General features: G+C 64.7%; 10 protein-coding genes and 1 tRNA gene. 9 read left to right on the plus strand and 2 right to left on the minus strand.

The window, feature by feature from the left end; all coding sequences use genetic code 11:
* The 6 genes from AC3A4M_RS10235 to AC3A4M_RS10260 all read left to right on the plus strand — a co-directional run.
* Positions 1-2,861: Pls/PosA family non-ribosomal peptide synthetase (locus AC3A4M_RS10235; protein WP_498735670.1), on the plus strand; the 2,861-nt coding region annotated here is incomplete at its 5' end.
* Positions 2,858-5,482, plus strand: coding sequence for a non-ribosomal peptide synthetase (locus tag AC3A4M_RS10240; RefSeq protein WP_498735671.1), 2,625 nt, complete (start codon positions 2,858-2,860; stop codon positions 5,480-5,482). The genes AC3A4M_RS10235 and AC3A4M_RS10240, both read left to right, overlap by 4 nt.
* Complete coding sequence (locus tag AC3A4M_RS10245) at positions 5,482-6,489, plus strand: TauD/TfdA family dioxygenase (protein ID WP_498735672.1); 1,008 nt, start codon at positions 5,482-5,484, stop codon at positions 6,487-6,489. The genes AC3A4M_RS10240 and AC3A4M_RS10245 overlap by 1 nt, the downstream gene beginning before the upstream one ends.
* Entirely contained in the window at positions 6,486-7,553 is a 1,068-nt protein-coding gene (gene sbnB / locus AC3A4M_RS10250) for a 2,3-diaminopropionate biosynthesis protein SbnB (protein WP_498735673.1), read from the plus strand. The genes AC3A4M_RS10245 and sbnB overlap by 4 nt, the downstream gene beginning before the upstream one ends.
* Positions 7,554-7,603: 50 nt before the next feature.
* Positions 7,604-8,746, plus strand: a complete 1,143-nt coding sequence (locus AC3A4M_RS10255) for a LuxE/PaaK family acyltransferase (protein ID WP_498735674.1) — start codon at positions 7,604-7,606, stop codon at positions 8,744-8,746.
* Between the two features lie 411 nt (positions 8,747-9,157).
* Positions 9,158-9,469 carry a hypothetical protein gene (locus AC3A4M_RS10260; protein ID WP_498735675.1) on the plus strand — a complete coding sequence of 104 codons (312 nt, stop codon included), beginning with the start codon at positions 9,158-9,160 and terminating at the stop codon, positions 9,467-9,469.
* 909 nt (positions 9,470-10,378) lie between these two features.
* Here AC3A4M_RS10260 and AC3A4M_RS10265 read toward each other — a convergent pair.
* Positions 10,379-10,462 (minus strand) — tRNA-Leu (locus AC3A4M_RS10265).
* 196 nt (positions 10,463-10,658) lie between these two features.
* On the opposite strand from AC3A4M_RS10265, the gene AC3A4M_RS10270 reads away from it, so the two are divergent.
* Entirely contained in the window at positions 10,659-11,963 is a 1,305-nt protein-coding gene (locus tag AC3A4M_RS10270) for a M20/M25/M40 family metallo-hydrolase (protein WP_498735676.1), read from the plus strand.
* Between the two features lie 14 nt (positions 11,964-11,977).
* Positions 11,978-13,135 carry an acyl-CoA dehydrogenase family protein gene (locus AC3A4M_RS10275; protein WP_498735677.1) on the plus strand — a complete coding sequence of 386 codons (1,158 nt, stop codon included), beginning with the start codon at positions 11,978-11,980 and terminating at the stop codon, positions 13,133-13,135.
* Between the two features lie 14 nt (positions 13,136-13,149).
* Here AC3A4M_RS10275 and AC3A4M_RS10280 read toward each other — a convergent pair whose 3' ends face one another.
* Positions 13,150-13,383, minus strand: a complete 234-nt coding sequence (locus tag AC3A4M_RS10280) for a DUF5703 family protein (RefSeq protein WP_074702386.1) — start codon at positions 13,381-13,383, stop codon at positions 13,150-13,152.
* A 52-nt stretch (positions 13,384-13,435) separates the two neighbouring features.
* Between AC3A4M_RS10280 and AC3A4M_RS10285 the strand changes: the two genes are divergently transcribed.
* Entirely contained in the window at positions 13,436-13,723 is a 288-nt protein-coding gene (locus tag AC3A4M_RS10285) for a hypothetical protein (RefSeq protein ID WP_498733554.1), read from the plus strand.
* Positions 13,724-13,749: the final 26 nt, after the last annotated feature.

Raw genomic sequence — 13,749 nt, forward strand, 5'->3', positions numbered from 1 at the left:
TGCGCAAGCAGCCGGACCTGCCGGCGGTCTCCATCAAGGACATCTACCAGCACTCAACGATCTCGGCCCTGGCCGCGTTCTTGGCACCCGCGGAAGAGACATCGGCGACGGCGCAGGTGCAGGACCGGTTGGCGGAAGTGCTGGCCGGCGCGCTTGGCAGAGACCATGTCCCGGTGGACAGCGACTTCTTCCAGGACCTGGGCGCGGACTCGCTGGTGATGGCCAAGTTCTGCGCCCGCGTGCGCAAGCAGCCGGACCTGCCGGCGGTCTCCATCAAGGACATCTACCAGCACTCAACGATCTCGGCCCTGGCCGCGGCCCTGGCGCCAGCGAAACCGGCGACGTCACCCGTGCAGGGCCAGCTGGCCGAGATGCTGGGTGGCGTGCTGGGCATTGACCATGTCCCCGTTGGCAGCGACTTTTTCCAGGACCTGGGCGCGGACTCGCTGGTGATGGCCAAGTTCTGCGCCCGCGTGCGTAAGCAGCCGGACCTGCCCAAGGTGTCCATGAAGGACGTCTACAGCAATCCGAACATCTCCGCCCTCGCCGCGGCCTTGCAACGCCCCCCGCAGCAAGACCAGCGGCAGGAGCCCTCCCCGGCTCTGGCATCTGTGCCGGAGACGTCGCGGCCGATGGACGCGCGGACCTGGGAGTACGTCACCTGCGGCGCCCTGCAGGTGCTCGTCTACGTCGGCTACTGCCTCCTCGCCGGCTGGCTCGCGGTCGTAGGGTACCAGTGGATCTTCCCGGAGGCGGGGCCGGGCAACCACAACTGGCTAGGCCACGGGATGAGCTTCGGGGAAATCTACCTGCGGTCGATCGCTTTCTCCGCGGCGACTTTCGTGCTGCTGTGCATCCTGCCGGTGGCCGCGAAGTGGATCATCATCGGGCGCTTCCGGCCTCGGGAGATCCGTATCTGGAGCCTCGCCTACTTTCGGTTTTGGCTGGTCAAGACCCTGATGCGAACCTCGCCACTATCGCTGATGACCGGTTCCCCGCTGACGACCTTCTACCTGCGGGCCATGGGCGCGAAGGTGGGCCGCAACGTGATGATCCTGACCAATCGCCTGCCGGTCTGCACTGACCTGCTCACGATCGGGGAGGGGACGGTGGTGCGCAAGGATGCGGTCCTCAACGGATACCGCGCCCATGGCGGCGTCATCCAGCTGGGTGCGCTGACGCTGGGCCGGGACGTGATCGTCGGCGAGGGCAGTGTCCTGGACATCGACACGGGAATGGGAGACGGCTCGCAGTTGGCCCACCGCTCCACTTTGTACACCGGCCAAGTCGTCCCCGAGGGCGAGCACTGGCACGGTTCGCCGGGCAGGCGCACCGATGTGGACTACAGCGGGGTCGAGGCAACGCCCTATCGGCCGTGGCGGCGGGGATGGTTCGCCATATCCCAACTTGTTTCCACCCTTGGGGTGGGCCGCACCATGGTCGGACTGGTGATCGCGCTGGTCGTCCTGGCGCAGCCGCGCGTGGCGGCGCTTCTGGAGGTGCAGCCTTTCGCGTTCACTGACTGGACCTTCTACGCCGATGCCATTACATTCGCCGGTCTGGCCGTCTTCGGCGGAACGGTCATGGCATTGGTCGTAATAACGACCGTGCCGCGGGTGCTCCAACTCGCTGTGAAGCCCGACATGGTGTATCCGCTGTTCGGACTGCGGGACGCGGCGGCGCGGGCGGTGGCGAGGCTGACCAACAGTCCCTTGCTTGGAGGGTTGTTCGGCGACAGCTCGTACGTCGTGAACTACGTGCGGGCCATTGGGTACAAGCAGCCGCAGGTCCAGCAGACCGGCTCGAACCTGGGCACGGTGTTCAAGCACGATAACCCGTTCCTTTCGACCATCGGCAGCGGGACGATGATTGCCGACGCGGTGTCTTTCATGAACACCGACTACTCGGCGACGTCGTTTAAGGTCAGTGAGGCGGCGATCGGAGCCCACAATTTCCTCGGCAACGCCGTCCTCTACCCGGCCGGGGCCAAGACCGGAGACAACTGCCTGCTCGCAACCAAGGTGATGGTGCCCATCGACGGACCGGTGCGCCATGACGTGGGCCTGCTCGGATCACCTGCGTTCGAGATTCCCCGCTCGGTCCTGCGGGATGCCCTTCCCGAGGAGCATGCGAGCCGGACCCACCTCCGCCAGGACCTCGCGGCCAAGAACAAGCACAACCGGCACACTATGGCCCTCCTGATGCTTACGCGTTGGTTCAACATGTCGCTTGCAATGGCGATAATGTTCGCCGCCCTCGAATTGTCCGACCAGTTTGGTTTCCTTGCCCTCAGCGGGTCGTTCGTCGTGATGCTCTTCGTCGGCTTGCTCGTCCCCATCGGCATCGAGCACCTCGTAACGGGGTTCCGGCGGCTTCAGCCCCAGCTCTGCTCCATCTACAACCCCTACTTCTGGTGGCACGAGCGGTACTGGAAGCTGATGACCCAGAGCCGGTACATGGCCATCCTCAACGGGACGCCGTTCAAGCCGCTGGCTTGGCGTCTGCTGGGGGTGCGGATTGGGGCCCGTGTCTTCGACGACGGCTGCGGAATTATCGAGCGGAGCCTGGTGACGATCGGCTCCCGCTGCACGCTGAACGCCGGCAGTACGGTTCAATCCCACTCCCAAGAGGACGGAATGTTCAAGTCCGACCACAACGTCATTGGTGACGACGTCACGCTTGGCGTCGGGGCCTTTGTCCACTACGGCGTGACCGTCGAAGACGGTGCCGTTGTCGCTGCCGACTCCTTCGTAATGAAGGGGACGACCCTCACCTCGGGATCCCTGTGGGGTGGCAACCCGGCCGAAGAGGCCCGAGCCGCCGCCACGTCCCCCGTCGCACTGGAAAGGCCCGTATCATGACCACCACCTCTGCGCTGACCTGCCGCACCGCCGCCAACCACTCGTCCGATCCGGCAACCAGCCGGCCTGCCCTTCCGGCCGTCGCCCCGACGGCGATTCCCAGGTGGACACTGGATCCCCAGTCCGGACAGGAGCAGGTCGAGGTGGCGGTTCCCGAGGAGCTACGCACATCCCTGAAGTTGACGGCCCATGCCTTGGACACGACGCCCGGCTCGCTCTGGTTGGCGGCCCACGCGCGGGTACTGCAGGCCTTGTCCGGCGAGACGGACATCGCCACCGGGTGCATGGACACAGCGGGGATCTGGCGGTGCAACCTCGATCTGGGCCACCCGTCCTGGCGGAGCCTAGTCGCCGAGGCACAGGACCGGCAGGTCCGGGCCGGCGCCGGGCCAGCCGACACCGAGCAGGCCCGCCGCGGGGAAGCCCGCCACGAGGCCGCATTTCCCGGGTACGAGGTGGTGTTCGGAGCGCTTCAAGGCGACGATGCAGAGCTGCCGGAGGGTATCGTCCTCGGAGTCACCCTCCGGACCGTGGCCGGGGGCGAGGTGCTCCGGCTGCGGTACCGGCGGGACGTCCTCGACGACGATGCCGCACTCAGGATCGCCGGCTACCACCTGGCCGCACTCCGCCACTTGGTCGCCGACCCCGAAGTGGAGCCCGCCGATGCCGACCTGGTCGATCCTGACGAGCGGCGTCTCCAGCTCGAGCATCTGGCCGGACCCGAGCGGCCCCGGCCCCAACGACGCTTCCACCAGCTGTTCGAAGAGCGCGTCCAGCTTCACCCCGAACGCATCGCCGCGGCCCAGGACACGCGGGAGTGGACGTACGCGGAATTGAACGCCCGCGCCAACAGGCTGGCCCGTGCCCTGCTGGCGCGTGGTCTACAGGCGGAGGATGTCGTGGCGGTCGTCGCCAAGCGGGACCTGGAATGGATGGCCGCGGTCATCGGCATCTTCAAGGCCGGCGGCGCATACCTACCGATCGAACCGCACTTCCCCGCCGACCGGATCGCCAGAACGCTCACCCGAGCCGGGAGCCGGATGGCGCTGACCGAGGAAGGCAGCACCGCCTCGCTGGACGAAGCACTCGAGGGGATGCCCTCGGTCACAAGACTCCTCTTCGGGGACATCGAGTCTGAGGGGCACGCCGCCGACGATCTCGGCGTGGAGGTGCGTCCAGACCAACTCGCCTACGTCTACTTCACCTCGGGCTCCACGGGCGAACCGAAGGGCGCGATGTGCGAGCACGACGGGATGGTGAATCATCTGTACGCCAAGATCGAGGACCTGGGAATCGGCCCCGGCGACGTCGTCGCCCAGAGTGCCCCCCAATGCTTCGACATCTCGCTGTGGCAACTGGTCTCGGCCCTGCTCGTCGGCGGCCGCACACTCATCGTCGGGCAGGACCGCATTCTCGACGTCGAGCGGTTCGTCGATACGGTGGAACGGGGCGCGGTGGCGGTCTTCCAGGTCGTACCGTCGTATCTCGACGCGGTGGTCGCGTACTTGGCTGGCAAACCCCGTACCCTCCCGCACCTCCGCTGCGTCTCCGCGACCGGGGAGGCCCTGAAACGTGAGCTGGTCCGCCGCTGGTTCGACGTAATGCCGAACGTCAAGCTGGTTAATGCCTACGGACTGACAGAGACCTCGGACGACACGAACCATGAGGTGATGAGCGCAGCGCCCACGGGCGGCTCCGTGCCACTGGGCCCGCCGATCCCGAACGTCCGGATCCATATCCTCGACGAGCGGCAGCGGCTCGTACCGCTCGGAGCACCGGGCGAGATCGCCTTCTCCGGGGTGTGCGTGGGCCGCGGTTACATCAACGACCCGGAGCGCACCGCACAGGCCTACTCCATTGATCCGTATGTGGACGGGGCGCGGCTCTACCGGGCTGGCGACTATGGACGCTGGTCACCGGACGGCAAGCTGGAGTACCTTGGCCGGCGAGACAACCAGGTCAAAATCTCCGGATTCCGCATCGAGATCGGCGACATCGAGAATGCGCTGTTGCGGGTTCCCGGCGTCCGCGACGGCGCCGTCGTCGTTGGCGAGGGCGGCGGGCAGTCCAAGTTCCTGGTGGCGTTCTACTCTGGCGACCGGCCGCTCGAAGTCGACGAGATCCACAGCGAGGTGGCCTCGCGGGTTCCGGGCTATATGGTTCCGTCGGCGTACCGGTGGCAGGAGAGCCTGCCCCTGACCGGCAACGGGAAGATCGACCGGAAGGTCTTGACCCGCATGGCTCGGGAGGCCGTCCCCGAGACCGGCACCCCCACGGAGACGCTCACGGCCACCGAGGAGCGGCTTGCCGGGGCATGGGCGAGCGTCCTCGGCATACCGGCGGGTCGGATCGGCGGGCAGGACTCGTTCTTTGCGCTGGGCGGCACTTCCCTGTCCGCGGTGAAGCTCGCCGTCCTGCTCAAGCGTGCCGTGTCCATCAAGGACATCATGCAGACGCCAGTCCTCGCGGACCTGGCGATCCTGCTCGAGGCTGCGTCCCTGGAGGACGCTGCCGAACCGCCCGCGCCCACGCCGGCGGGAACCGCCGCAGAGCCCGCTTCCATGCTCCGGACACCGGCAAGACACTCCAATCCGCTACCTGTGAAACGAAAGGACCTCTGATGTCGTCTCCTTCACCCAAGATCCAGTTCGACATGGAACGCCAAGCCGGTGGGGCACCGATGCTCGCCGTCGAGGACGGCCACGACCCTGTGCGGTGGGCCGATGAGAACCGCGAGGCGCTGCGCGCGGCGGTTGACGAGAGCGGCGCCATCCTGGTCCGCGGGCTGGGCCTCAGTGATCCAGCCCAGGTGGCCGAAGTTTACCAGCGGCTGATTCCGGGCGGCCTCATGCCGGACCGGGAGGCCTTCGCCACCAGGCAGCCCTATCTGGACGGCGTGTACTCGTCGCTCACGTGGCCCGCGAACCAGCCTATGTGCATGCACCACGAGCTCAGCTACGCGCTCGAGTTCCCCGGCCTGATGCTCTTCGCCTGCCTCCAGGCACCCAGCGTCGGTGGCGTGACGGGCATCGCGGATGCCCGCTCGGTGCTCGACGCCATACCGGCGGATATCGTCCGTCGGTTCGAAAGCGAAGGGTGGCTGCTCGCCCGCAGCTACAACGAGGATATCGGAGCCACCTACGAGGAGGCGTTCGGGGTCGCCGACCGCGCTGCCGTCGAGAGCTACTGTCGGGCCCACGCGATCGAGTTCGAGTGGCAGCCCGACGGGGAGCTCCGCACCCGGCAACGGCGTCCTGCCGTCGTCCGGCACCCTGTGACCGGCGAACGCTGCTGGTTCAACCAGATCGCGTTCTTGAGCGAATGGACCATCGCGCCCGAGGTGAGGGAGTATCTGGTGGATGTTTACGGCTCTGACGGGCTGCCGTTCAACACCCGCTTCGGCAACGGCGAGCCGATCGGCGAGGACATCATTGCCCTCTTGAACGAGGTCTACGAGGCCCACACCCTGCGAACGCCGTGGCAGACCGGGGACCTCATGCTCGTCGACAACGTGCGCATGGCCCACAGCCGCGAGGCGTACGAGGGTCAACGGGAGATCCTCGTTGGCATGGCCGAGCCGCGCAATGTATTCGATCTCGATACCCATACCCAGGACGGTGCACGATGACAGAATTCGCCATATCCCCAGTGACAGCCGCCGCGGAATCGAAAACGGTTCCCCCCTTCGCGGTCATCTCCGGAGCCCAGGTGCAGCAGGTGCTCCAAGGTCGGGAGAAGCAGGTCGTCGAACTGGTCGAGCAGACCTACCTGGTGCACGCGGCCGGAGACTCGGTGAATCCCCCGTCCTACTTCCTGCGCTTCCCGGACCGGCCCACCTCGCGCATCATCGCCCTGCCCGCCTCGGTCGGCGGACAGGTCGAGGTTGACGGCATCAAGTGGGTCTCCAGCTTCCCGGACAATGTAGCGTCGGGGATACCGCGCGCCTCAGCGGTGTTGATCCTCAACGACCGGACGACGGGCTACCCCTTCGCCTGCATGGAGAGCTCGATTATCAGCGCGTCCAGGACGGCTGCTTCGGCCGCCGCCGCCGCAGACTGGCTCAGCCGAGGCCGTGGGCGCCCCAGACGCGTCGGGTTCTTCGGCGTGGGGCTCATCGCCCGCTACATCCACACCTTCCTGAACGCGACCGACTGGTCCTTCGACGAGATCGGGGTGTTCGACCTCTCGGGCGAGAGCGCGGAGGGCTTCAAGGGCTATCTCGAACGCAGCGGCACCCGAGCCCGGGTGACCGTGCACAATGGCCCCGAGGAGCTGATCCGGAGCAGCGATCTCGTCGTATTCGCCACGGTGGCGGGCCAACCGCACGTTCACGACACGACGTGGTTTGCGCACAACCCACTGGTGCTGCACGTGTCCCTCCGCGACCTGGCCCCGGAGATCCTGTTGGCGTCGACCAACATCCTCGACGACGTCGACCACTGTCTGAAAGCCGGGACGTCGGCCCACCTCGTGGAGCAGATGGTCGGCCACCGGGACTTCGTGGACGGCACCTTGGCCGACGTCATGGAAGGCAGGGTCAAGCCGGCGGACAACCGCCCCGTGGTGTTCTCGCCGTTCGGCCTGGGCGTGCTCGACCTGGCGGTGGGCAAGTACGTCTACGACGAACTTGCCAGCAGCGGCCAGCTCCGGGTGGTCGAGGACTTCTTTTCCGAGCTGCGTCGATACGGCTGACCCGGCGGCCCAACCAATTCATCAATTCGCACCCACCGAGGAGTGACACAATGCTCTCGTTACCGCAGATGCTGGGGAATGTGTCCAAGGCACACGCCCAGTCCCCTGAGGACTGGGCACGGTCGGTCACCGACGTCCTACGGGACGCCGCGATCTACCACCAAGCCCTTAACGGCTTTTACCGTGCCCAATGTGACGCGTTGGGAGTCGATCCCGCCGCGATCAACGACATCAATGACCTGCAAGACCTGCCACTGTTGCCGGTCGGCATGTTCAAGCGTCCCGACGCCCAAGTACTACTCACCTGCTCCCTGGCCGACGTTGAGACCGAGACCAGCTCCAGCGGAACCCGCGGTGTCCCGTCTGTCGCCCGCCGCAACAGCGAGACAGTGACCCGGGCACTGGTTGGCCTGATCGGGACCTACCGGGAGTTCTTCAGCCTGTCCGGGGGCGCGGGTCTATTCTTGAACCCTTCGGACTCTGAAGCCTCGGAGATGGGCCTGCTCAAGGACTTCAACATCCTGAACAGTGTCTTCGACCACCACGTATACCTAGTTGCCGACCAGGCGTTCGACGTCAGGGAGGCTCTGGAGCACCTGCGCCGGTGGAAGGGCCACATGACCCGGCACATCGTCTGTCCGCCGTTCCTCATCGAGCGGCTCCTCCGGTTCCTCGAGCAGGAGAAGAGTAATGTGCGCTTGGATCCGTACAGCATGATCATCACGCTCGGCGGTTGGAAGCGGCACACGGCCGAGGCCATCCCTGCCGAGGGCTTTCGGGAGCGGTGCCACGACCTACTCGGCGTGCGCCCGGGGAACGTGCGCGACATGTACGGGATGATCGAGTCGAACATGCTCGCTGTCGAATGCCACCTGCATCGCAAGCACGTCCCGCCGTGGTGCTACATTTCCATCCGGGACCCCGGCCAGATCGGCAAAGAGCTCGCTCCGGGGGGCACCGGCACCATTGCCGTACTGGACTCCCTCAACACCAGCTATCCCGGTTTCCTCCTCACCGACGATGTGGGCGACGTCGAGACCGGCACCTGCGGGTGCGGGAGAACCGGCCAGATCATCAATTTCCGACGTCGGGGGCAGGGTGGCGGGCTTGGTCACTGCCCCGTCAGCATCGAGCGCTACCTCGGCTCGGGCAGCACCGCCAACGATGAGCCGGCGGCTCTCATGAAGGCCTGAGTTAGCGGCACCTCAGGTGGCGCCCTCCTCCGTCGCCGCGCCCTTGGCGAGGCGACATTCGGTGCCGCCGAGCGAGACCGTCGCGCTCATGAGCGTTTCGGTCCTGTACTGCAGCACGGCATTGTCGTAGCGCGCCTCGGCCTCGAATGGTGGCCGGCATCCTCCACTCGCCGCCGGTCTTCGGCACGAACTTATAGGTCCCGTCGTCGGCAGCCCTGTCCCGGGCGCGCAGGACATTCGCGGGCGGCTCGTCTCGGCTCATGGCACGGCAGCGCTAGGTCATCCTGCACAACGTGAGGGTCCTGCTCTAGGACAAGGAGCATCCTTCAGCAGGGAGCGCCGAGCGAAATGGTCCCGAAAACTAGGGGTGCAGCCGCCCCTCGTCCGGGGCTTACCGGCCTGGTGAATGGATTGGACACTAGGTATATCCGTTCCAGCAGCGACAATTCCCCCGAAGGGACGGCCGGTCGAGCCGGAGCCTACGTTTCCCAACCCGCAGGCTCCGGCTCGACACCTGTTATTACCGGAGTCCAGCTGGCACAATTCCTGCATGATCGACATGCCGCCGCCGAATCCGCCCGAACTGGAGCCGGAGAAGATCCGGGCCTGATCGCCTATGCCGACGATATGGCCGCCTTCACGCAGGAAGAGATGGAGCGGGTCAGTGAGCAGTTCACCGCGCAAGGCCTCCGGGACAGCTACGAGGGGCAGTACCGACGCTAAACCCGTTCATCGTGGTCCGCGGGAATGATCCCCTGGACCTCGGCGGAACCTGGATCGCATGGACCGCCGGGACGACCGCATGCGCGCTGGCGCGCTGGTTCCTCCGCCGACACCCGACGGAGACGGGAGAAGTGGAAGCCTGGCTCCTCCAGGAAGCCTTTTCTCCCTAGACCGCTGCGACGCAGCCAAGCTGGAAGCGGAGCGGTGGCGCCGCGAGACGGGTTTGTCTTCCCTTAGGTTGGGTCCGAACATCACCGTCACAAAAGGAGCGAAAGCCAGTACGACGACAATAACGAAGAGGGTCAATTCCATGTCGAGCTCCTACCCTTAAATTCAGGTTAGGCGCCAAATACTCGGTGCACAATGGGCTAATTCGCAAGCCCGGCGGCCCCGGGTTTTGCCATCGAAATCGGCGGACGAGCACCTTGGGGCCGCGTCGCTGAAACCTTTCTACATCTGCTGCTTTCGACCTTGGATTGGACATGGAGAACGACCCGGTCGAGCTGTTTGGGGGAGTCCGCGGGGGCAACGCTGCATACCGGCCTGTCTGAAAGGTTGGCGCCTTCTCCGAACGCGCTCTCACACTCCTCGCACTCTGGCCGCCCCCGCTGGCAGGCTGCGCCTCACCAACTGAGACCCAGCCAACTGAAGAAGCGACTGCTGCGTATGATCAACTTGGACGCTCACACCAACTCCGGTGGAAACTATCGAAGAAGTTACGGTCCCCAACATCGTTTGTTGCGCCGGTCTTCCTCTTGCGCGATGCGATGAAGGCCACCAAAAGGCTATGCAACTGGCTTCGCACGGCTGTCGTCGTATTCTCGCAGCCACGTGGATGCAAACCTGCCCGCTCGGGGACAGGCAACAAAAAACCCCGGAAACCGTTCAGTTTCCGGGGTTTTTCCCCTGTGCGCGGAGGGGGACTTGAACCCCCACCCTCAATAAGAGGACTAGCACCTCAAGCTAGCGCGTCTGCCATTCCGCCACCCGCGCAGGTGGTGTTTTCGTTCAGTTTCGGCGAACCGATTCCTTCGAAAGCAGCGAGAAAAACTCTAACACGTTTTGGCCGAAGTGTTGAATCGGGGATTTTCCTAACCCCGTTCCGGTGCGTTTCCATAACATCGGGCTGCCGCCACCCAAGCAGATCGATAGGCTGGAGCCAAGCACCCCCGTCAGCAAGGAGCCCGAAATGCCTGCCCTCCGTCCGCAAGATGAAGTTGTCCGCATTTGCCAGGAACTGATCCGGATCGACACCTCCAATTTCGGTGACAATGCGGGCCCCGGGGAGCGGGCAGCCGCCGAGTACACGGCAGGCTTGCTCGAGGAAGTGGGTCTGTCCACGGAAATTTTCGAGTCATCTCCGGGACGCGCTTCAGTCGTCACCCGTATGGCGGGTGAAGATCCTTCCGCAGACGCACTAGTGGTCCATGGACATTTGGATGTCGTGCCGGCGCAAAAAGAAGACTGGCAGGTCGATCCCTTCAGCGGCGAGGAAAAGGACGGTCTGATCTGGGGCCGTGGAGCGGTGGACATGAAGGACATGGATGCCATGATCCTGTCCGTGGCCCGTGACATGGCCAGAACCGGAACCAAGCCGAAGCGCGACATCGTATTCGCTTTCTTCGCAGACGAAGAGGCCGGCGGCAAATACGGGGCTCGTTGGGCCGTAGATAACCGCCCCGAGCTTTTCGACGGCGCCACGGAAGCGATTTCGGAGGTCGGTGGCTTCTCTGCCAACATCGGCGGGAAACGTGCCTACCTCCTCCAGACTGCTGAGAAAGGCATCGCATGGCTGCGCTTGGCCGTCAGCGGGCGGGCTGGCCACGGCTCGCAGATCAACACGGACAACGCGGTGACCACGTTGGCAGCGGCCGTGGGCCGGATCGGCGCCCATCAGTGGCCCATCGAACTGACGGACACCAGCCGCCGGTTCCTGGACGGCGTAACGGAACTCACCGGCGTCGAATTCGATCCGGACAATCCGGACATCCTGCTCAAGGAACTGGGCACGGTGGCACGTTTCGTGGGCGCCACGCTGCAAAACACGTCCAATCCGACCGTGCTGAAAGCAGGCTACAAGGAAAACGTCATACCTGGCCTGGCCGAAGCCCGGATCGACGCGCGGACTCTGCCTGGTCAGGACGAACTGGTGCTGGCCAAGATCAAAGAGCTGGCGGGGGAGGACGTGGACATCTCCTACATCCACCAGGACTCGGCGCTCGAAGTACCGTTCGCCGGAAACCTCGTGGACGCAATGGTGGATTCGCTCAGGCACGAGGACCCGGACGCAGTGGTTCTGCCGTACACGCTTTCCGGCGGGACGGACAACAAGTCGCTGGCTAGGCTCGGGATCACCGGATACGGGTTCGCCCCGCTGCAACTGCCCGATGACCTGGACTTCACCGGTATGTTCCATGGCGTGGACGAACGGGTTCCCGTGGACTCCCTGAAGTTCGGCACGCGGGTGCTGCACCGGCTGCTGACCACTTACTAGTGCAGGACGGACCAATGACCAAGGCAGTTGAAGAGCTGTTGCCGGAGGCGATGCTCGCCACGTTCCGCTCCCGGGCGGCCGGTTATGACGAGGCCAACTCCTTCTGCCACGAGGACTTCGCTGATCTTCAGGCCGCGGACTATTTGAAGATGCTTGTGCCGGCTTCCGACGGCGGGCTCGGCTACGGCCTGCGGCAGGCCTCCCTGGCCCAGCTCCGGCTGGCCAGTGCCGCCCCGGCCACGGCATTGGCTGTCAACATGCACCTGGTCTGGACCGGCGTCGCCCAGGTGATGCGGGCCCGCGGGGACCGGAGCCTGGACTTCGTGCTCGAAGAAGCAAGCCAAGGCGAGATTTTCGGGTTCGGCGTATCCGAAGCCGGGAACGATCATGTTCTGTTCGACTCCACCACGGTCGCTGCGCCCCAGGATGACGGCGGCTATTCCTTCACGGGAACCAAGGTTTTCACCAGTCTCTCGCCAGTATGGACGAAGCTGGGAACTTTTGGGCGGGACGACGACGGCGACGAGCCACAGCTGGTCTGGGCCTTCATCGACCGGAAAGCACCGGGCTTCCGCATCAAGGACGATTGGAACACGCTGGGCATGCGGGCCAGCCAGTCGAATACCACGGTGCTGGAAGGGGTACGCGCCGGGCCAGAACGGATCTTCCGGAAGCTGCCGGTCGGGCCAAACCCGGACCTGCTGATCTTCGGCATTTTCAGTTGCTTCGAAATCCTGCTGGCCTCCGTCTATGCCGGCATCGGGACGCGAGGGGTGGAACTGGCCGTGGAGAACGTCCGCCGACGGACATCCCTGAAGACCGGCAAGAGCTACGCGCAGGATCCAGACATCCGCTGGCGCGTTGCCGATGCTGCGATCGAAATGGACGGCCTGTACCCACAGCTGGAATCCATCACCCGGGATGTCGACGCTCTCGTCGACCATGGGCCGATGTGGTTCCCCAAACTGGCATCGGTCAAGGTCAGGGCGACGGAAACGGCAAAGCGCGTCGTCGAGCACGCGGTAAGGGTCTCCGGGGGCGGCGGGTACTTCCGCGGCAGCGAGCTGGAGCGTTTGTACCGGGATGTGCTGGCCGGGCTTTACCACCCCTCGGACGACGAATCAGCGCACGGCACGGTGGCCAACGCCTGGCTTGGCCCTATCGAGGACTAGGCCCCGGGAACAGGTCAGACGGTGGCCTCGACGCGCAGGACTTTCCGCCGCATCCAGTACTTGCGGCTGCCGCCCATGTAGAAGCGGGTCCGGATCAGGTCCCACTTGCCGTATTCGGCATGCTCAGCCAGCGCCCGGCGGGCCTCCTTGACAGATTCGCCCTTATTGACCGTCAGGACAAGATATTCGTACTGGCGGAGGTGGTCGCGTTCGCGCTGGATGGAGCCGGTGCTAATTTGTTCTCTCATTGGCCCTCCAATCTCTTCACTTATTCTTCCCACAACAGCTAACGTCTACTACATGGCAATTGATCCGCGTGTCGCACTCCAGTCGTTTACAGCTGCCCTTGAGGAACATCTTGCCGCATCCGCCAGCCGGCGCGGTGAGGATGATCCTGCGGTGGAGGCCGCGTTCTCCTCCATAATGGAAACCTTCGAAGCCTATGAAGACGCACTTTACGACGCGTACGGTGAAGTTACGCCGCTGGTCATTTACGACGAGTCCGAAGACGAGGACGACGACGGCGATGACGATTATGAACAGGTCATGGACCCCTTCGACGACGATCTGGAAATTGAGGAAAAGTAGGTCCTCCCGCAACTGCATTCCTATAT

The organism is Arthrobacter sp. Soil_C_60 (assembly GCF_057656375.1).